Below are 19976 nucleotides of genomic sequence, written 5' to 3'. Positions count from 1 at the left end.
CAGACACATGAGTCGAACAGTTAAAAAAGTGAAGTTGCGGTCAACAGCCAAAGACGGGATCGTCTTTGTGCACACCGATGGCATGAAGCCAATGGCAAAAAAGGCACGGCAACACTTGAAGGAGCTCGGGGTTCCGAACATCACCTTATGTGAATTGGAGCTTCGCCGATTTGAAAGCAGTGAGGTCAAGCCGAAAGTACTCGGCAACGTACGGGGCGGGCGAGTCTACTTGTTCTACGATTTTCGCCCGGGTACCCCCAACGACGACATCATGAATTTGTACCTGATCCTTGACGCACTGCATCTTGCAGACGCAAGCGATATTACATTGGTTGTCCCCTACCTGCCGTATCTGCGGCAAGATCGGAAAGATGAATCGCGCACACCCATTTCTGCGAAGCGTATTCTGAAGGGTCTCGAGAGCACTTCGTCACTCAAGCGCATTATCACGTTTGACATGCACGCAGACCAGCTACAATCGGTCTTCGATATCCCGTCTGACCATTTGCCTGGACGCATCGTGGTCGCACCATGGATCAAGCAGTGTTTCGGTGACCAGATGGATGATGTTGTGTTCGTTTCGCCAGACTCTGGTAGCGTTAAGCGCGTTGGGAAACTGGCAGAGATGTTCGGTTTCGACGAAGAAGACACGGCGTACATTGGTAAGAAGCGAGGTCGGGCGGGAGTGAAAATGCTCTCCCTCTCGGGTGCAGACGTGAATGGCAAAACCTGCATTATCAATGACGACATGATCGACACCGGCGGAACCATCATTAAGGCATCGAAGATCTTGTTTGAACGTGGTGCAAAACGAGTGATCTTAAGCGCCACGCACGCAGTATTCAGTCCATCAAAAGATGACGAGAAGGACGGTGAGGTAACCAGCGCATACGAGAAATTCGCCCGCGCTGGTGTAGAGGTGGTTGTCACCGATTCGCGCCAAACCGAAAAGCACCCCTGGCTGACTGTTTTGCCCTTGGCAAAATTTGTAGCCTATACCATCTTGCAACAAGTTGCCCGCGACGGCAGCGTTAGTAAACTCATTGAGGAGGGACTACCCCATGACTGACCAACTACTGCAACGAGCAGCTGATCTACTACGACTGGTACCGGATTATCCGAAACCAGGGATTCTCTTCTGGGACATCGCGCCGCTTCTGCGTGAACCCGACGTACGCAAGCACGTCGAATCACTCATGGCGGCCCGGTGGAGCAACGAGCGGATAGATGTGGTCGCCGGCTTTGACGCCCGCGGCTTCATCTTCGGGAAAGGAATCGCTGATCTCCTTAATCTGCCGTTTGAGCAGATCCGGAAGAAAGGCAAACTCCCGGGCAAGACGCGAGCACAAAAGTATGAGCTTGAGTATGGCAGCGCCGTGCAGGAAGTCATCGATGATGGGTTCCTTGCCGGCAAGCGCGTACTCTTGGTCGACGACCTCCTCGCTACCGGTGGCACGGCGCTCTGCGGCGCCAAGCTGGTCGAGGAGCTCGGCGGTGAAGTAGTGGGGATCTCGGTCCTCACTGAGCTCCCCGAACTTGGCGGCCACGGAATCCTCGCGGAGTACAAGGTACACTCGCTCGTGACTGCTGTCGGTACCGAGAAAGTGATCGATGCTAAGTACTGTGTCGACATGGTCGTACATGACATGCACACCGGCGAAGTGGTACTGGTCGAGCGACTTAACTACCCACAAGGGCCGGCTACGCCAGGAGGCCATATCGAGGACGAAAGCGCGATCGAGGCTGCGACTCGTGAACTCAGAGAAGAGATCGGCTGTACACCTCAGAGTGTGCTATACCACAGCACACTCGCAGACCTCGATCGCGATCCACGCGGTCCAAAGATCTCGCTCGTCATGAGCTGCCTGGTCGACGCATCGACGACGATCGACGAACCAGGCAAGACCAAAGTGTTCAAGGTTCCTTCTCTGGAGCAACTCCCACCTGACGAGGACTTCGTCCTCAAGCATGGACCTAGCATCCGGAGTGTGTGGGCAGAGAAACACCTCGTCTGAGTTTTGTTCTTCAAGCGTTTGCCGGCGAATTCCCTACGGGAATTCGCCGGTTTTTCATATCATTGACAATCATCACTACTTACAGGTACCGTACAGAGTAGATACATCCTATGCGGGAGAAACACGATGAAGGCTATGTATGCGGCAAGCTTTGACCCGATCACTTTTGGTCATCTCAACATCATTGAACGTATCACTCCACTTTATGATGAGGTGATCCTGGTCGTTGCAAACCAAAGCAAGAAGACGTACACCTTTAGCGCTGAAGAACGCGCTCAAATGGTGTCCGACTCAGTCAAACGCTTTGAAAACATCTCGGTTCTTGTGTGTACTGACCGGTATGTGGTGAAGCTGGCTGAGTCGATCGGCGCAAGCGTAGTGGTGCGAGGACTACGCAACTCAAGCGATCTGCAAGATGAACAGGCGCTCGCAGAGGCTAATCGTAGGATCGCACCACTTATCGAAACGATCTTCCTACCCTGTCGTACAGAATTCATGCACTTGAGTTCCAGTCTAGTGAAATCACACGTGAATACTGATCCTGCCTGGGTCGAGCAGGTGGCGCAACTCGTGCCGCCAGCAGTGCTCAGAAAACTAAGAGAGAAGTATTCCTAATAGCTACCGGCGAATTCCCTACGGGAATTCGCCGGTTTTTTAATTCTTTTTTGGTTTGAGTTTATTCAGATCTAAAACTTGGTCAATATGGATCTTCTCCACAAAGTCGGGTACGTGTGAGACTAGGATCATTGCACCCTTGTAGTCATGAAGTGCTTTTGCGATGACCGGAATGTGCCGGAAGTTGATGTGGTTGGTCGGCTCGTCGAGAATAAGAAGTCCTGGCTCTTCCATCTTTAGTTTTGCAAATGCGACCAATCCCTTCTGTCCTTCTGAGAGATCGCCGACTTTGCTTCGCATCACATCACCAAAGAGCAAAAAGCCAGCAGCGATACTGCGCATTTCTTCTTCGAGCTTGCGCTTCATGCTGGCCATGAGTGTTTCAAAGACAGTCTTATCAAAATCAAGGTTTGAAAAATCCTGACGGTAGTAGCCGATCTTCACGCCAGGTGCGATATGCTCGCCCGTGGCGTGGCCACCCGCCAGACTCTCAAGCAGTGTCGTCTTCCCGATGCCGTTTGGCCCAACGATCTGCAAGTGCTCGCCGCGCTTCAGGACGATGTCACACTCAGCCTGCTTTGGCTCGTGGTTTTTGATCACCGTTACTTCAGTAAGTTTCAATACTTCAAGTGGAATATCCTGGTGCGGGTCGATCGTGAATTCACGAATCGTCTTATCTTCCTTGCGCACATCGACTTTGCTCTCTTCTGCTTCTTCAACATCAGCCCGCATTTTCTTGGCGATGAGACGCATCTTGCCACCCTTGGCGGCGAAGTAGTTGATCTTGTCTTTGTCAGCCTGGATCTGCTTGGCCATCTGGGCATTCTGGCGCTTTTCTTTTTCTACCCGAGCGGCGATCTCGGCAAGCACCTTGTGATAGTTACCCTGGTACTGTTCCACCTGGCGATTCTGCACATTGAGGTACAGCACACCGTGCGTAAAGGCGTTGAGGAAGTCTGCATCGTGAGAGATCACGATCACGGTTTTGTTGTACGCCTTGAGAAACTCAGTAAGATGCTCAATTCCTGCCACGTCGAGGTTGTTGGTCGGTTCGTCGAGCAGGAGCACGTCAGGATTTTGGATCAGGGCTGACGCCAGAAGCAGTCGCGCTTGTTGGCCACCAGAAAAACTACCGACGATACGATCTTTAAAGGTATCTTTCATCTTCTCAGTCGGGGTGAGATTTACCACTTCCAAGACTGCGTCGATCTTTGGGTCGATGTCGTATACCTTTTCAAGGAAACACTTCTCAAAGAAGGCGCGTACGGTGAGCTCAAGCTCATCGCGCGGAATGATCTGACGCGAGATCGCGATCGTCGTGCGCGGCTGCAAATTGATATCACCCTCGTCGGGGCGAAGCTTACCGGTAATGAGAGAAAAGATCGTTGACTTGCCGGCGCCGTTTTGCCCCATAAGGGTAAGCTTCGCCCCGCGACGAATCACAAAGCTCGCCTCCCGCAAGATCGGCTTGGTTGCGTCGTGCTCAAACGACACGTCTTTAAAAACTATCAGTCCATCATTTCGTGACATGGGCTATACCATACACGAGAGTTCACTGTGAAACAAATACTGTTCTTCAAAAGAATTGAAATGAATCCACCGTCTGTACGCAACAACTTTGTGTATTCATTGTTACCGTACAAGCCAAAACTGAACTCAATTACATTATTATTCTAGACTGTCGTTTACTCCCCCAGCCGGAAACTCGTAATCAGAATTTTGGTGTTGATTCTGAAAATCTTCAATCATCTTAGCCATGTAAAACATCTGGTGACTTGCATTGCGACTATCTGCATACAATTTAGCAGCAGCCGGTGATTGCATTTCACGAACTTGTTCGGCTAACTTATCAAAGACATAACCTACCCCAATAGTAGTATGCATAGCAAAAGCACCGGGCACAGTCATAAAACCTTTTGCCACCCAGCTATCAACCAATGTGGACAAGAGAGCTGTAGTACCAACACCAGCTGCAATCACAGTTAGTCTATTTGAAATAAAATCTGCCAGCTTTTGCAGCACTGCACTTGCTAGAGACTCATCTGCATTTTCATGCGCTGTTTTGAACTCGGCGACAATTTCATTAAGTTCTCTTGAATAAGCATTAACGTCTTCAGGTGTAAGTGTTGACAGGTATTCATTGAATGCTGTTCGAGTATTCTTGTTGTGCTGCAAAGATTCTGCTAGAGGCACGGCTGTACCAGTTGCGATTGCTTCGTGAGTTTCTAGATTCAACTCAACGTATTGCTTTGGACGTAAGTGTTTATCAAACAAATTAGCTCTAAAAGCTCTCAGTGCTGAACGCATGCGACCCTCTCTCGCATATCCAGGCACGGGCACCGCAGTTCCCTTCGATACTGCTTCATACGTTTGCTGGGCTATCTGGCTTCTAAAGTAGTCATCGAGAGCGGCTGGTGCACCTTCCAAGTGCATCCACGATGAAATATTACCCACTTCTCCTTTTCTAACTGAATCAAGTGTTTCACGTTCCTTTTGTTCAGTCGATTCGAGTGACTTAGACTGCCCGTTTGACATGCGTTCGATTGACATAATTGTGTATTAGTTATGATTCATGCACTAGTTATCCTACCATACACACGACGAGAGATAGAAAATCGCGTAGCAAGCTAAGTAAACAGCCGGTGATTCCCGAAGGGAATCACCGGCTGTTTGCATCTCTTCACTACCCCATAAATAATTTCGCTAGCGCGGCGAGTGCCGCCACAGCGAGGAAGAAATAGATCGCGTAATTTAGATATTTCATACGTGTAGTATAGCAACATTACTGGCAACGAGTACTCCTTCCAATCGCTGTTGGAATTTCACCCGCATACCCATTTGAATCAACACACCAAAACGAACCAACGTTGAGCACAGCCGAGATCGCATATTCGGTAGACGAATCATTGCAAGCATACTGACCAGGATCAAGCGGCTTTTTAGGTAAAAGCCACTGTAGCACAGGCCCTCGACAGAGATTTTTGTTGGTATGAATATTTTCCGCTGCAGCCAAACCAAGCAGCTGAATGGTCTCATCCCGACACACACCACTGTATGACCCCTCATTTTTGTTCCAATATAATTCTGCTTGCGACCGGCTGTTGCCAAGAGACTGCTTGATCGATGCGTCTGGACCAGAGCGTCTTGCATAACTTTGAGAACTTAAGAAGACCATACTAACTAAAACCGAAAGAACACACAGCAACACAATAAATGTAGTCGAACGAGTATGCGCAAACAACTTGTCAGCACTTATCCAGGCAAGCGCGATCGCAGCGATACTACCAGCCACATACCACACATCATTCCAACATAGCCAAAACAGTCGGATGAAAAAAATTACAGCAATGCTGGCAAGCGGTAGCAGTAGAATCGCATGTAAGATCTTACGATATGGGTCTTTCATGAAAAAATTGTAACACACAGAAACTGGGCGGCTCCCTTTGGGAGCCGCCCGCGTTTCACCTCATTCTTTCGCTTACTTTTTATCCAATTCTTTCACCTTCTGCAGCGCCACTACATACATACTCTCGGCCCAGCCAAGCGGCGTGTTGTCATTCGGTCGGTCGGTGTGTGAGTAGTATAGCTCTGGCACATCACCTTCTGGAGTCACTGCATTCTTTGCACGACGCAACCAGTAGTACGCCTTTTCTTTTTCTCCTCGTTCAGCATAAATAATTGCGAGCCAAGAGAGGCCAAAGCACCACTCTGCTTCTTCACTGTAGCCATCTTGGTTGTTGTTGTAGTAGCGATCAAACTTGTACCGGATCACGCCTTTATCTCGCACCAAGTGATACTCGACGTTCTTGAGGATCTCTTGAGTTTCTTCCTCGGTCGTGACCTGAAATGGATAAATCAAAGTCAGGAGAGCTAAGTCAACAAACTTAGTTGCTGACTCTCGCGGCAAAAGGGCGCGCAGCGCTTGCTCACCTTGCTCAATCGCATGTGCTGGCACAGAAAGCCATTCGATATCACTCGCTTTCTTGAGCGCCGCTACCACCGAGCCGATCGACGAAGCGTGCACTTCCATGTTCTCCTCCCAAATACCGTTGTCGTCATCTTGCCAGTACTCGAGATTCACCAGGTAGTCGATGATCTTCTGCACCATCTCACGTTCTTCGTCGGTCTCAACCACGCTCGCTCCAAGCTGTTCGAGCGTGACGATCAGATTAAGTACTTCACCTACCGCATCATTCTGACTATTTCCCCACTCTTCCCAGTACTCTTCGAATGTCTCCGGGTGAAACCGTGCATGAATGTACTGCCACGCATAGCTCGGCTTGTTGTCGATCGCCCAGTTGATCTTGTCTTTGTGTTTTACAAATACCGTGAGGAGTGCCTTAGCTGCATGTTGCACTGTTTTGATGTCACCGGTCTCAAGAAAGCCAAGTACGATGAAATAGATATCACGCAGCCACGCTTTGTTGTAGAATGTGTCGTCTGAAGACGCGGTGAACACGCCCGGCTGGCGCTCCAAGCCCCGGATCACATCGAGGTGTTGTTTTATTTCTGCATCAAAATCAAAGGTCATAAGGAACAAAGCTCTAGTTGTAAATATTTTGAAAGACTACGCTCTCACATCTAGTCGAGTACCGAAGGAATCAAGCAAGGCGGTACTGTCCTGGATCTGCTGATATGCAGCTAACATCTGTGCAACTTTATCCAACTCCCTACAAATAAATTTATTCTTGTTCTTTTCTAGTATCTCCCCCTCATTTTTAGGAGACAACTCATCAGCAACCCCGTGTAACGATGAGATCTGCTCTTGATACGTCATTGCACCAAACCCATCGATCTCTCCGATCTTGTTGAGTGTCTCCGGGCTTAAGTTCATGTTTGCTAGAAGCTCCCATACCCCCTCAGCATTTTCCTGTAGGTCGATAACCTCTTTTTTTGGACCACCCTCCATAGTATGTGCTTAGTAAATAATACTGATTGTACCACGCTCGCTGCCCGACCACACATTTCCTACGCGGTTGTATCAGTATTGTCCTCAAAAGCCACCCCACTGATCTGCATCAATACCTGTGGATCGTCTGGGCGTGGCACAAAGATTGACGGATTCGAATCTTTGATCTCTTTTTCATGCTCCAGAAAATCTCCAAGGTCTGGATGCTGGAGCAGTGATTCTTCAAGGGTTGAACGGAATCTATTGAGCGGACTGGTCCAGCTCGGTTGCCCGTACTCAGACGGACTGATCATAAGCCAAGGTAACGGTACTTTTCGTGTGGCCAGCTCAGCGGCGACATTCTGAATGAAGTCATTCATGTTGCAAGCTGAAAAGACCAGTGCAATATTCAACTGCTCTGCTGGCGATAGTTTGCTCCGATGATATCGTCGTTCGAGCGCACTCGCCATCTCGGTGACACTGATGTTCACTTCAGGCTCTTTCACTGTTGGCGCAGGCTTTCCAGGCTTTGGCATCTGCCCGCTAGAAAAGGCGAAAAAGCCAGGATTACCATGACCACTGAGAAGAACCGATAATGCTGCTGGTATCTCCTTAGGATCCATATCATCTCCCGAAATGACCGCAAGTACCGAGGTTTTCACTGCTTCAGCCTGCTCTTTACTGATCACTCCATTCTCCTTCCCAGGCCGCTCAAACTGTAGATAGGTATGCTGACCAGCGACCAATGCTGTGGCAGCATGCATCATATTATCAGGTACGAAAAGTGGACTCTCGTCGACTGCTGTCTCTCCGTGCGCAGCAATGAGTAGATCATTAGCAAAGAGACTCTTGCCAGCCAATCCTTCTTGGGCAGCTTGCACTGCTTCCACTTCAGCTTGCACATGCTCACGTGTGACTGGCAACCCTTGTGCTTGGAGATTGCGCGCCACGATCAGGGCAGCATTTTCAACCATGGTGACATCACGGTCGATTCCCGACCGACGATAATGTGCCAGGACTTTCTTCACCTGTTCCTTGGCGACCGGTGTTAATTGACCATACATCAGCTCATCAGGCAGCTTTTGCCAGTACTCTATGCCAACCTCATCAGCCATCGGTGCCACATCCGCACGATCGATGAGCATTGCACCTGTCCACGCACCATCAGCTCGGATCGCTTCGTATTTTGGTTCTAAGTTACGCCCCAAGACCATAAGCTCAGACACCATGCGCGGTATAGATAACCGTTCTCGAATGAGTGTTGAGGGATTCTGTTCTAGCTTCCCCCAGAGATCCATGAGTGCAGGAGCACTCGCTCGCGGAAGTGCATCAGCGACGATCTGCTCCATTGCTTCTTGCTTCTCACTATCATGGAGACCATAGTACGCAAGCGCCGCATCAGCGCCTTTGGTCGTAAAGCTTGTTGAGATGATCGACCACTCATCAAATGCAAGTGGCAAGAGGGGCTCCAGCACATCCCGGCTTACAAAATACGAACCAGGGTGTTCATGAAATGCTCGAAATACAAACTGTTCCATCCAAGCTTCTCCTTTGAAGTGCTGCAAAACAGTGACTGCTGCATCAGTGAATAGCGCAGATGACTTTAATTTTGAAAACAAGTGTTCGTAGACTTCATTTGCACCAGGTTCCCTGGCCCATTCATCGACCCGATCGACCATCACTTCTGGGATCCACAAGAAGCCAGTTCGTGTGCCATCACCATTCTCTGGCTCGACCTCCAGAGCCTTGATCATCGCCAGATACAAAGAAACCTGCTCTGCAATCGGCAGGCTCTCAAACTCATCTGTCCCAAGCAATGTATGAAAGAAAGCATCCTTGGCGTACTCTCGCTTGCGGTAGAGCCCAATCAAGTGCCGCACCGACTCCTCAGTAGTAGGTATCTCAGACTGTTCCGTTTGTTGTGATCGATCGATCGTTCCCACATCGAGATTCTGCAGATCCTTTGATTCATTCGAGACCTCTTGCTCAACCTTCTCACCAGGTTGCAGATCGTAGACATCAGACGAAGCTTCCTGCGCATGATATTTCACTGCGCCAAATCCGACCAGGCTTGATAGCGCAGCCACTTTTACCATTTTCTTTACCCGACCACTTCCGGTGGGCTTGGGGGCATCTGGTAGTTTCTCCATACAAGCTGAATATACGCAGATTGTATCACGCAGGTGGCTGCGGACGACCACCAGAGAACATGCTACTATGCAGCTATGAAAAAGGTCATTGCTGGCTTGATACTACTTATCATTGTGCTCGTGGCCGTCTTTCGTGAAGGCCTCGCTGCCACGTTCACATTTTATGATTTTCTGAACGATCACCCTGAAGTAGCCGCGCGCGCCGATATCAATTGGCGAGAAATGAGCTTCACCAGTACCGCAAAAAGTGGCACTACCAACCCACCTCTGACGATCGGCAATATGACCTTGCCAGTCCCGTTCGCCGCGACCTATGAGACCGGCGGCAATTTTACGCATGCTCACAACGGCGCACTTTCCATGACCCTCTTTGCACCAGAACGACCAGACTTTTTCACTACGTATGCTGATGACTTCACCACCGCCGAAGAAAATATTGCCTGCACACTCCTCAAGAAAAGCACTGGCGTAGTAGCTTGTCGTGACGCCCGTACCTTCTATGAAGCCTTACTGAAATTCAAGAGTACTGATATTAACCTTTTTTCCAGCAAGGCTGATAAGGATATCGCACTGAAGTTACTCATCATCAAATCAAAGGACCAACTCTCAAACGGCGCATCAAAGTTTGAAACTGAGCACGGCACCGGCTTTCTCTACTACGTCGGCACCGATAGCTACTCGATCTACTTCTTCACTGACCCCGACACCCGCTATGCGATCAACCTCAAAGGTCTTTCCAAGGCCGATACCGCGTACGTGCTCAGCAACATGCTGGTTGGGAACTAAAAAAGCCTAGCGAAATGCTAGGCTTTTGTCTTTTGTTGTCGGCAACCTACTTGTCGATGCCGGACGGAATACCGATCCGAACGACGTTGACCAGCCAGTCGACGAAACGTCCGAGGTACCGCAGCACCGTCCGAACGACCGTCTCAAGGAAATCACCGAAGAAACGGATGATGTAATGGAACGGCCAAAGGAACACGTAACTGGAAGCAGTGTCGAGGTTATTGCGCAACGCAAAAGCGTCTTGCTTCAGCCCGAACTCTTCGTAACGGTAGAGACGCCAGTTCTCCTGCAGAAACTCGGGAATCGCACCCCCGACCCGGTACTGCTGACACGCAGCGATCTGCTCTTCGGAAAGATCTAGGGTCTCCTGACTCCGATGCGCGTGCGGATTGCGCCACAGCTGTCTTGCCTTAGCGCGCTGCTGCACATACTCGTACAGATGCGTGCGGAGCTCAACGAGCTCCTTACGTACATGCCAAAGCCACAGTGGGATAGCGGCGACCAGGCCGATGAGGAGATACTGAGCCATCCCCACAAGGATCGTCTTCACCACCTCCCAGAGCGATTGGTACCAAGCGAGACCCTCGGGTGTCTCGACATGGAAGAAGGTGAACACCACGATCGCTGCCATGAGCAGGAAGAAACCTCTCAGGTCTCTGTCGTTGTAGATGTATGCACCAACGCCAGTCAGCCAGATAACCGCCAGGATCCACGACCACCAAGTGAGACTGGCTGCCAGCACACCAAACAGAACGAATGGACTGGCAATCAGATCAGTAAGAAACTCCATGAATTATTCCTCCAAACATGGATAACAAAACAAAAGCTGCATATGCAGCTTTTGACCCTCGTGGATAATACGTCCAGTTCAGATTTTGTCAATCAGCGCAATCGAACCTAGCTCAACTTACTACTCCACCACTACCCAAGTATTGGTCTGTGGGTTGATCTCTAGATACACACTCTTCCCGATTGAAGGTGGCGTGGTCATTGGTTCTCCAGGAGCACGGTCTGCAAAATTGAAGACCACCACCTGCGGCTGCGCTGAATTGGGACTAGCAGTTGTCGGCTGTGGCGCGATCCGATCACCAAGATAGTAGGCGTCTGAACCAACATACCCTTCCGGTGTCTGCAGGGCAGCGGCGGCGTAATAGAAAGTACCAGTACCGCCAGATTCTTGAGTGATGATAAGTGCGACATCATCGTCGCCGTCGCCGTCGAGATCGGTCAGGAGTTCATTTCCAAAATACCGAGTGATGATCTTGATGGCTGAGTCTGGTGCGACAGCACTTTCAGCATAGCCATTTTGTAGCTGCAGCTGCTGGCCCTCGATCGTGTATGCTAAGTTCTTTGCATTGCTCACGTAGCCCACAATTTCGCTGGCTCGCTCGTCTATATCGGTACCTGGACTAATGTCAGTTTGGATCACTGGCGACACTTCAGTTTGGTCTTTGATCAATGAAAAACTGATCACAATGATAAAAACGAAGGCGCCGATCGCAATAAGAAGCTTTTTGTTCATGATCGTAGTATATACCTTTTGAAGAGACTGATGAATGTATCAAAATTTTTACACTACCTTTCCCTCTGTTTTATCCATGGCGTCTGATGAGACTCGGTCACCGGCTCAACTTCCGTGCCAACAATCACCACCTCGTCCAAAACGCTCGCATCTTTTAAGCTCTCCTCAATTATCACGCCAGTGAAGTTCATAGTTTTACTATAATAAAACAGCTGGTAAAGTGAGTATATTCCATATGAAAAAGCCACGTATCTACACCATGCCTTTCGCCGGAGTGTATCCGGCCTATGTCGCGAAGGCCGAGAAGAAAGGTCGCACCAAGGCCGAGGTCGACGAAGTCATCTGCTGGCTGACTGGCCACACCAAAGCCTCACTCGCCAAGCTCCTTGCGACCGACACAGACATCGAGACCTTTTTCAAAACCGCACCGAAGCTCAATCCCAAGCGCAAGCAGATCACCGGCGTGGTCTGCGGCGTGCGCGTCGAAGACGTCCCCGAAAAAACCATGCGCGAGATCCGCTATCTCGACAAGCTCATTGATGAGCTGGCGAAGGGTAAGGAGATGGAAAAGATTTTGCGGTCATAAAACCACCCAACCCAAAAGTCGTACAAAGGAGATAAAAACCTTATCATGAATTTCACTGCTCACATAACTTTACAACCAGCCGAGATGCGTGCATTTGTAGTTGAGAGAAACAACTTGGTTTATTCTTTCTCATCCATTTCATTTAACAGCTTCTGGTAGTTCCTTTTAGTATTTTTTAGATTGGGGTTATCGTCTGGAAAGATATTTTCCAACATTGTTATAGCAGTCTCATACATCGTTTTAGACTTTTTCAGTTCACCCATTTCCCTATAAAGACCGGCAAGATTATTGAGACTCTGTGCAATATCCGGATGATCTTTTGACAATAGTTTTCGTCTTATATCTAAGGACTCAAGGTACTTCTTTTCAGCCTCAGCAAAAAGCCCTTGGTTGTGACAAAGAAGACCTGAGTTGTTAAGCATGTTTGCATATTCCACTGGATGACTTTCAACATGATATTTCATCTCCTCTAAAGCCCTTTGCATATGCCACTCTGCTTTAGCGTAATCATGTTTTAACCGATAAAGCATGGCTAGGGTATTTTGAACACTTGCTGGCTCTAAATAATCTTTAGCGTTTAGACCTGACATTATTATGTGCTGTGTTTTTTCAAGTAGCTGAAGGGCTTTATCATATTGGTGCATTTCCTTATACACCATAGCCAGTTTGTTTTTACCCATTGCAACAAAGACACTGTTTGTGCCCGTAAGGCCTTCGAGGATCTGTATTGATTCTTGGAAAGCTGCTTCTGCTTGTGTGTACAAACCAGCTCGCAGATACATGCCGCCCGCATTATCTAAAGCTGTCGCACGAGACATCTCATCAATATTTTTGTGATAACCCGCTTCCTCTTCAAGCAGAGCCGCAGCCTTGTCGAAGGTAAGCTGTATCGCAGACAGGTTTGCAAGTTCTCTAGTAACCTGTGCAGCAAAGGAAAAATCGTGAGGAGTCGCTCCGGATTGTTTCGTGTCTTTAATCGCTTTTTCTTTAAGGCCATTTAGAGTTATTCCTGCTTGTTTTAGATCGCCTTCCTCTATTTCACGCCGTACTGTATGTAGTAACATGTGAACCTCTGACTCGTCCATGACAACTGGTGCTTGCGTCACACTGCTCGATCCCGCACTAGAACTAAATTCCTCGTGTGTCGAAATACTTTCTTTCAACTGATTTATTTCTGTGGCCATCTCCTGCAACCTACTATCGAGTTCGTGTCTTGGGATGTTGTGTCCATCTAATATTGAAAGAATTGCCTTGAGTTCCGCTTCTGTGACTGCGTGATCTGCGGCGAGTTTTGTATAGTCCTCGTGAGGTATGCCCAAGTAGACCCGAGCATCAACATTATTTCCTTTGCCACTAACTTTTGTACGAAAAGTTAGTGATCCTTGACCACCTCGATTTTTGTAGAATTTATATAACGCCCAGCCAGCCAAAACGATGGTTACTATTAATGTCCCAATGACCTTTACCACATCTAACAAAAAGCTTAGAGCAGGCTCGTGTTTTTCAAGCAAAGAGAAATAGGTTTCCACTGTGGACGTTGCTTTTAACAAGACTGTTGTAGTTGAGTCATTCACACTAAGACACCTTATAGCAATTATGGTAACACGGTCAAATACTTCATCCCGAACCAACAAAAAGGTATGAACTTAGATGGATCACGCGGAGTACAAGAAAAAAGACCCTCTCGGGTCTTTTTTCTTGTCGGTGATTTCAGAATTGGATGCTGCGCGAGGCGCGAGCAGAAAATTTTCTGAATGGGGCTTGTGCCCAGTGAAGAAAATTTTCCGTGAAGCAACGAAGCGCAGCGCCAATTGTGGAATTACCAAGCGAAGTGGGCAAACGCACGGTTGGCTTCTGCCATCTTATGCATATCCTCCTTCTTCTTGATCGCTTCTCCTTCTTCCTTAGCTGCCATCATGATCTCCTTGGCGAGCGCTTTATGCATTGGGACTCCCTTCTGCTTGCGCGCAGCACCGATGAGCCACCTAAGTGCTAATGAGAGGCGGCGCTCAGGGCGCACCTCACGTGGTACCTGGTAGTTTGCTCCACCAACACGGCGTGAGCGAACTTCCATAAGTGGACCAGCGTTGCGGAGGGCGGTGTTGAAGACCTCTACTGGGTCATCACCGGTCTCCTTGTCGTTCTTGATGATCTCGAACGCTCCGTACACGATCTTGCGGGCAGTTTCTTTCTGACCACGAAGCATCACGTAGTTGATGAGTCGTTCGACATCTACCTGACCAAACTTGATGTCCGGAGACACCACTGGTCGTTTTTTGATTGGTCGTCGCATTGTAATTTTTCTTAGTAAGTAACTAAGAATGAGATGTTATGAAAACAATCTTCATTCTTCGCATAATGGTCTCTCCTTGCGGATCACCACTCTATGATCTGTAGCGAATATAAACTATTTGTAATTGTGCAGGATTCGCCTCCTGCGATTGCTAAGCAAGATTACTCTCCCTTAGGCTTCTTAGCTCCGTAGCGTGAGCGACCCATGCGGCGTTCATCTACACCAGTCGCATCGTACTTACCACGTACGATGGTGTAGTTCACACCGATGTCCTTCACACGACCTCCGCGGACCAATACCACTGAGTGTTCCTGCAGTGAGTGCTTGATACCTGGGATGTATGCAGTAATTTCCTGACCGTTTGAAAGTCGGACACGAGCAATCTTTCGGATAGCTGAGTTCGGCTTACGTGGGGTCTTAGTGGTCACACGAGTACATACACCGCGCTTGAACGGAGAGAAGTAGGTGTTCGGCTGGTTCTTGATCTTGTTGAATCCAGATTCCAAAGCCGCACGCTTACTCTTTCGTGCTTTGTCGGTTCGCTTCTTACGGGTTAATTGTTGAATTGTTGCCATAAATTAGCCCCAGTAATGTACTACATATAGGTAAATTTGCAAGATGATGAGGACGCTTGCGTCAGATTTTGTCTAAAGCGAAACTTAGTACAGCTCGCTACCGCCAGATTTCCCTTCGGGAAAAAGAAGGTAAATCTGGCGAAGCGCCTGTATAAGCAAAATTTAGTCGTCGCTTTGCTCCTCGTGATTTTGCTTAAAAAAACCGCCCTGGGGAGAGGGGGCGGGTTCGCAAAGGGGGTTGGGAGCTTTGCACAGCTTTTCCCGGTAGACGACTGGCAATGTTCCAGGGCGTTATGGGGAGCCGATCGCCTACCTTATCCGTCGCTGGAACATTTCTTTGCTACTTCGATACTACCACAATTATAGCTTTTGCCTAGTATTAAAATGGCACCGATCCTCGCGAAAGAATCGGTGCCGCGTACCGCAATGAGGAGACCCCGTTGCCTGGAGTGTACCTGTAGACACTCATCCGGTACATGACATCCTGTCGTCTACAGGCGTCGAATACAGCTAGCGCAACAATACCACAAATTACCAACCAATCAAGAGGTTCGCGAGCTTCACGGTCATGAGATAGAGCGGCTGTCCAAGCACGAAGACAAAGACCACAATGATCAAAATAAATGACATCGCGACATTTCGCTCCATCACCATGCGGAGTCCTTCATACTTATAGGCCAATGTGCGAGGCAAAATACGCGCCAAGATCTTTGAGCCATCAAGTGGCGGGATCGGGAGCAGATTGAAAAAGGCCAAGAAAATATTGAGCAAGATGATCTTGAACGCCAAGAGCACAAAAACCTCGCCAAAGCCAAGTACGTCTGCATTGCGGATAAGGAGGGCAAAGACGATCGCAATGACGATGTTCATCGCTGGACCGGCTGCGGCCACGATCGCTTCCCCCCAGCGCTGATTGCGAAGATTGTATGGGTTGTATGGCACTGGCTTGGCTGCACCAAATATGAGCCCTGAACCGCTCAAGATCAAAAGACCTGGCAAAATGACCGACATAAGCGGGTCGAGGTGCGGGATCGGGTTGGCCGTGAGACGGCCAGCGAGACGCGCGGTCGGATCACCAAGCCAGTTAGCGGCGTAGCCGTGTGCCATCTCATGCATCACGACTGACATGATGAGGGCGAATATAAGTGCAATATCGATCATTTCCATAGTTGGTACATAGTAGCGTAGATACTAAGAACGATAAAGGCCCCTCGAGTGAGGGACCTTGGATTGTATTTCGGACTCAGCTTAGGAAGCCAGAGCACCGAGTGCCAGACCGAATCCGCTGGCGCCGCCGAAGAACAGCATAGCTACCCAAGCGATTGCGATCAGCAGTGTCAGCACCGCAGTAATGAGCGTCTTCATGAATTCCATGCCACTCAGGACCGCCGTGACCTGTCCGGGCGCGACAGTGATGTCGGTCAGGACAGACGCCGCCAGCTTTTCCTTGCCGCTGTGATCAAGCGAATAGATCGGCGATGACTGCAAGAATGACACAACCAGACCTTCGAGGAACTGCTTCGTCTCGGACTTGTACTTCACGATCAGTCGCTCAACTTCGGCGGAGTTGACCTCGACCACCTTGTCAGTGGCGAACTCAGCCGCGACCGAGCGCCACCTGCTGAGAATACCCTTCTTGGGTTCTTCAGCCAGGACTTCGTCACGCTTCTTCATGAGTTTTTTCGAGCCAGCTTGGACCAGTTCGACCATCGCCTCATGCGGCGGCAGGTCGTTGACCATCATGTCTGTCACCTCGAAGTCGCTGGCTCTGAAGTAAATATGTTTGCCGTTTTTCTCCGGCAAGCCGTCGGCGTAGAGATGGGCCGATATCGTTTGCTTCAGAACGGGACCAACACCCTGCGCATCGAGCGTCATAGTACCGTCACCGAACTTGAGGATGAGCGGACCGATCTGAGTGTCAGGGGACTTCTCGTTGAATTCCGCAAGTTTGGTATCGAGCATGGCCTGTGCCTGCGCTTCGGTGATCGTCACCGGTACCTGCACAAACGAAATCGCGATACCAATACCGATCACTGCTCCAAGCAACCAGAGCCAGAAGTATTTTTTGAAAACAGAACGCGTGTCTTTCATTTGGTTCTCCTTGTTGAACCGCTAGAAACCTGCGTGGATACTATAATTAAAATAGTTTTTGTCAATGGATCTTAGGCTGATCTACCAGATATCTGTTGCATTATCAAATAAACATGGTAGGATGTCGCCACTAAATACTTTTATTTGTATGGCAAAGCAATGCGACATCACCGGCAAGAAGACCCAGATCGGAGGCCGATACAGCAACCGCACTCGTGCGACGCAGTTTAATCCTGGCGGCAAGACCAAGCGTCAGGTAAACCTGCAAAAGAAGCGCATCTACGTCCCTGAACTCGACAAGACAGTGACAGTGAACGTTTCTGCAGCAGCACTGCGCACTATCGCTAAGAACGGTGCGTACGCGACACTGAAGAAAGCTGGACTTATCTAGCATTGGTGAAAACGGGCGGTCCCTTTAGGGACCGCCCGTTTTGTTATAGAAAAAACGCGACTGGGTGGGTCGCGTCTGAATGATCATCGCTCTTCGGTCATTAGGGACAGGCGTCCCAGCCGTAGACCACCGGGCCTTCTCGCATTACCCAAATGGTAGCGAGACTAGCGATAGCCAGGAAAATTCCTGACACGATCAGGTGTACGGTCGACAGTGCTGCCAGTGCGGAAAGGCCGGCGCTGACCCCCAGTAGTGGGTAACTACCGAACGACCATTCGCTCACTACGTACGCCCCTCCTTCGACGCGAGCTCGAAACAGGAATCCAACCGTGATCGCGGGGACGAGAAAGGTTGCGATGTGTGCAAGTACTCCTGTTGGCGTAGCACTGAAATACGCCACACTGAGAAACGGCACAGCGATTATGATCACAAAGAACAAATACGGCATGGGTATGACCCTCCAGATGAATTCAGGGACAACATACCAAAGTATGAAAAAAATTCCAGCTATTCTATTAACCACACAGTACTTCCATCCGAATGAAAGGTGATGGTTCCTCGCTCGGCAGTACTGACGATCTCTGTGCCCATTCCGCGAGCACGAGACAAGACCTCTCCCTTTGGGTGCCCATACCGATTATCTTTGCCAGCCGACACGACTGCATACTGTGGTTGTACTGCTTCTAAAAATACTTCGCTCGAAGAGGTATCTGAGCCGTGATGACCAAGCTTGAGCACTTGGCTTTTGAGGCCGGCGCCGTAGGCGCCGGCCAAATACTCCTCGATACTGCTTGGAGCATCACCAGTCAACATAAATGCCACTTCCCCATACTGCACCTGCACAATGACCGACGCAACATTACTCCGCCAGTTGGTCGCATCGCCGTGTGGCGAAAGAATGCGTACTGTGGTCGATGCGCCAAGCTGGACGACTTGACCTGCTTGCGCTGTGATGATGCGCGCGCCTTCGGCGCGCGCTGCATTTCCATACGCCACTGCTGCTGGCGCATCGTGTTCTGCAGCGGTCTCAATCAACATCCCGACCTCATATCTCTCAAGCACATCCACCAATCCAGCCACATGATCAGTGTCGGGGTGCGTCGCCACCATCACATCAATGTAATGATCGAAAAAGGACCGGTCTACTGCCAACTGGCGTAGCACCACCGCCGAAGGACCACCGTCAATGAGTAACTCATACCCATCCGGCGTAATGATATGGATCGCATCTCCTTGTCCTACATCTAAAAAACGTACGGTGAGATACTCATTCGCAGGGCCGGCCGCTATCGCGGCCGGCCACCACACCACCAACACAGCAAGAAACAGCAAACCGAGCGTAGCTATCCGAATCTGTACAAACCGTTCTGACACGACACCATGATACAATGCGTATGAAAGAGTATTAGCCGTTAATCTCCACTTGTTATGAAATACGAACCACTAAGCTTTGATATCCCTGAACTCGAAGGTATTTCAAACGACACCATCGAAAACCACATTGGCCTGTATCACGGCTATGTAAAACACGTGAATCTTATCCGCGATAAGATCGAAGCGTACAGCAACGACCCTGAGAACAACGCGTTTGCGATCTCTGAAATGCAGCGTCGCCTCGGTTTTGAATTCGGTGGCATGCGCAACCACGAATACTATTTTGCACAACTTGAAGGTGGTGCAAAGGAATTGCCAGACAGCACTCTCAAGAGCAAGCTCATGGAACAGTGGGGTTCTGTCGATATGTGGCTCACCCGCTTCAAGGAGATCGCCAAGACACGCGGAGTTGGCTGGGCAATGCTCTACCATGACCCGCACACTGATCAGCTCGTTCAGACTTGGGTCGACGAACAGCACATGGGACAACTCGCCGATCTCGATATCGTCCTTGCACTCGACATGTGGGAACACTCATACATGCGTGACTACGTCTCCGCCGATAAAGGCAAATACATCGACGCCTTCTTCAAGAATCTCAACTGGGAAGTAGTGTCAGGACGGTTGGTGTAAAACTAAAAGAAAACCGGGCGGCTCCCAAAGGGAGCCGCCCGGTTTTCTTTAGTTACA

Annotated in this window: 23 protein-coding genes; 7 read left to right on the top strand and 16 right to left on the bottom strand. The window is 49.5% G+C overall.

Annotated features, from left to right (window positions below; all coding sequences use genetic code 11):
• Window positions 1-7: 7 nt before the first annotated feature.
• From H6786_04530 to coaD, 3 genes are all read left to right on the top strand, one after another.
• Window positions 8-1069, top strand: a complete 1062-nt coding sequence (locus H6786_04530) for a ribose-phosphate pyrophosphokinase (GenBank protein MCB9816633.1) — start codon at window positions 8-10, stop codon at window positions 1067-1069.
• A complete protein-coding gene (locus H6786_04525; GenBank protein ID MCB9816632.1) occupies window positions 1062-2015 on the top strand; it encodes an adenine phosphoribosyltransferase in 954 nt (317 codons plus the stop codon). Before H6786_04530 ends, H6786_04525 begins: the two co-directional genes overlap by 8 nt.
• 126 nt (window positions 2016-2141) lie before the next feature.
• Complete coding sequence (gene coaD, locus H6786_04520) at window positions 2142-2630, top strand: pantetheine-phosphate adenylyltransferase (GenBank protein MCB9816631.1); 489 nt, start codon at window positions 2142-2144, stop codon at window positions 2628-2630.
• A gap of 39 nt (window positions 2631-2669) precedes the next feature.
• Here coaD and H6786_04515 read toward each other — a convergent pair whose 3' ends face one another.
• The 6 genes from H6786_04515 to H6786_04490 all read right to left on the bottom strand — a co-directional run bounded on the left by H6786_04515 (window position 2670) and on the right by H6786_04490 (window position 9668).
• On the bottom strand, window positions 2670-4160 hold the full coding sequence (locus H6786_04515) for an ABC-F family ATP-binding cassette domain-containing protein (protein ID MCB9816630.1): 1491 nt from the start codon (window positions 4158-4160) through the stop codon (window positions 2670-2672).
• Window positions 4161-4298: 138 nt separating this feature from the next.
• Window positions 4299-5180, bottom strand: a complete 882-nt coding sequence (locus H6786_04510; GenBank protein MCB9816629.1) for a hypothetical protein — start codon at window positions 5178-5180, stop codon at window positions 4299-4301.
• 232 nt (window positions 5181-5412) lie between these two features.
• Window positions 5413-6036 carry a hypothetical protein gene (locus H6786_04505; protein ID MCB9816628.1) on the bottom strand — a complete coding sequence of 208 codons (624 nt, stop codon included), beginning with the start codon at window positions 6034-6036 and terminating at the stop codon, window positions 5413-5415.
• A gap of 72 nt (window positions 6037-6108) precedes the next feature.
• On the bottom strand, window positions 6109-7161 hold the full coding sequence (locus tag H6786_04500) for a glycoside hydrolase family 15 (GenBank protein MCB9816627.1): 1053 nt from the start codon (window positions 7159-7161) through the stop codon (window positions 6109-6111).
• Window positions 7162-7197: 36 nt separating this feature from the next.
• Entirely contained in the window at window positions 7198-7539 is a 342-nt protein-coding gene (locus H6786_04495) for a hypothetical protein (GenBank protein MCB9816626.1), read from the bottom strand.
• Between the two features lie 59 nt (window positions 7540-7598).
• The gene (locus H6786_04490) at window positions 7599-9668 is read right to left on the bottom strand and encodes a hypothetical protein (protein ID MCB9816625.1); all 2070 of its coding nucleotides are present in this window, start codon (window positions 9666-9668) and stop codon (window positions 7599-7601) included.
• Between the two features lie 75 nt (window positions 9669-9743).
• Here H6786_04490 and H6786_04485 point away from each other — a divergent pair, with 75 nt between their 5' ends.
• Window positions 9744-10454: a hypothetical protein gene (locus tag H6786_04485; GenBank protein ID MCB9816624.1), complete on the top strand. Its 711-nt coding sequence runs from the start codon at window positions 9744-9746 to the stop codon at window positions 10452-10454.
• A 46-nt stretch (window positions 10455-10500) separates the two neighbouring features.
• Here the strand turns inward: H6786_04485 and H6786_04480 are convergent, their stop codons facing one another.
• The 3 genes from H6786_04480 to H6786_04470 form a co-directional block, all read right to left on the bottom strand.
• Complete coding sequence (locus tag H6786_04480) at window positions 10501-11244, bottom strand: hypothetical protein (protein MCB9816623.1); 744 nt, start codon at window positions 11242-11244, stop codon at window positions 10501-10503.
• Between the two features lie 120 nt (window positions 11245-11364).
• Complete coding sequence (locus H6786_04475; protein MCB9816622.1) at window positions 11365-11976, bottom strand: hypothetical protein; 612 nt, start codon at window positions 11974-11976, stop codon at window positions 11365-11367.
• A 53-nt stretch (window positions 11977-12029) separates the two neighbouring features.
• A complete protein-coding gene (locus H6786_04470; GenBank protein MCB9816621.1) occupies window positions 12030-12167 on the bottom strand; it encodes a hypothetical protein in 138 nt (45 codons plus the stop codon).
• 44 nt (window positions 12168-12211) lie between these two features.
• Here H6786_04470 and H6786_04465 point away from each other — a divergent pair, with 44 nt between their 5' ends.
• Entirely contained in the window at window positions 12212-12562 is a 351-nt protein-coding gene (locus tag H6786_04465; GenBank protein MCB9816620.1) for a DUF2200 domain-containing protein, read from the top strand.
• Window positions 12563-12681: 119 nt separating this feature from the next.
• Here the strand turns inward: H6786_04465 and H6786_04460 are convergent, their stop codons facing one another.
• From H6786_04460 to H6786_04440, 5 genes are all read right to left on the bottom strand, one after another.
• Window positions 12682-14136 (bottom strand): tetratricopeptide repeat protein, encoded by a 1455-nt coding sequence (locus tag H6786_04460; protein MCB9816619.1) that lies wholly within the window; start codon window positions 14134-14136, stop codon window positions 12682-12684.
• 245 nt (window positions 14137-14381) lie between these two features.
• Window positions 14382-14855 carry a 30S ribosomal protein S7 gene (rpsG, locus tag H6786_04455; protein ID MCB9816618.1) on the bottom strand — a complete coding sequence of 158 codons (474 nt, stop codon included), beginning with the start codon at window positions 14853-14855 and terminating at the stop codon, window positions 14382-14384.
• A gap of 161 nt (window positions 14856-15016) precedes the next feature.
• Window positions 15017-15430 (bottom strand): 30S ribosomal protein S12, encoded by a 414-nt coding sequence (rpsL, locus tag H6786_04450; protein ID MCB9816617.1) that lies wholly within the window; start codon window positions 15428-15430, stop codon window positions 15017-15019.
• Window positions 15431-15961: 531 nt separating this feature from the next.
• Window positions 15962-16597, bottom strand: coding sequence for a site-2 protease family protein (locus H6786_04445; protein MCB9816616.1), 636 nt, complete (start codon window positions 16595-16597; stop codon window positions 15962-15964).
• An 81-nt stretch (window positions 16598-16678) separates the two neighbouring features.
• Window positions 16679-17521, bottom strand: a complete 843-nt coding sequence (locus H6786_04440) for a DUF1439 domain-containing protein (GenBank protein MCB9816615.1) — start codon at window positions 17519-17521, stop codon at window positions 16679-16681.
• 148 nt (window positions 17522-17669) lie between these two features.
• Between H6786_04440 and rpmB the strand changes: the two genes are divergently transcribed.
• Window positions 17670-17912 carry a 50S ribosomal protein L28 gene (gene rpmB / locus H6786_04435; GenBank protein ID MCB9816614.1) on the top strand — a complete coding sequence of 81 codons (243 nt, stop codon included), beginning with the start codon at window positions 17670-17672 and terminating at the stop codon, window positions 17910-17912.
• Between the two features lie 100 nt (window positions 17913-18012).
• On the opposite strand, the gene H6786_04430 is transcribed toward rpmB, so the two are convergent.
• A complete protein-coding gene (locus H6786_04430; protein MCB9816613.1) occupies window positions 18013-18360 on the bottom strand; it encodes a hypothetical protein in 348 nt (115 codons plus the stop codon).
• A 59-nt stretch (window positions 18361-18419) separates the two neighbouring features.
• The gene (locus H6786_04425) at window positions 18420-19286 is read right to left on the bottom strand and encodes an MBL fold metallo-hydrolase (GenBank protein ID MCB9816612.1); all 867 of its coding nucleotides are present in this window, start codon (window positions 19284-19286) and stop codon (window positions 18420-18422) included.
• A gap of 54 nt (window positions 19287-19340) precedes the next feature.
• Here H6786_04425 and H6786_04420 point away from each other — a divergent pair, with 54 nt between their 5' ends.
• Window positions 19341-19919 carry a superoxide dismutase gene (locus H6786_04420; protein MCB9816611.1) on the top strand — a complete coding sequence of 193 codons (579 nt, stop codon included), beginning with the start codon at window positions 19341-19343 and terminating at the stop codon, window positions 19917-19919.
• The last annotated feature ends 57 nt before the right edge of the window (window positions 19920-19976 follow it).

Source organism: Candidatus Nomurabacteria bacterium, assembly GCA_020632075.1.
Classification (GTDB): domain Bacteria; phylum Patescibacteriota; class Minisyncoccia; order Phycocordibacterales; family UBA918; genus OLB19.
This window is presented reverse-complemented; position numbering and strand designations above follow the sequence as displayed.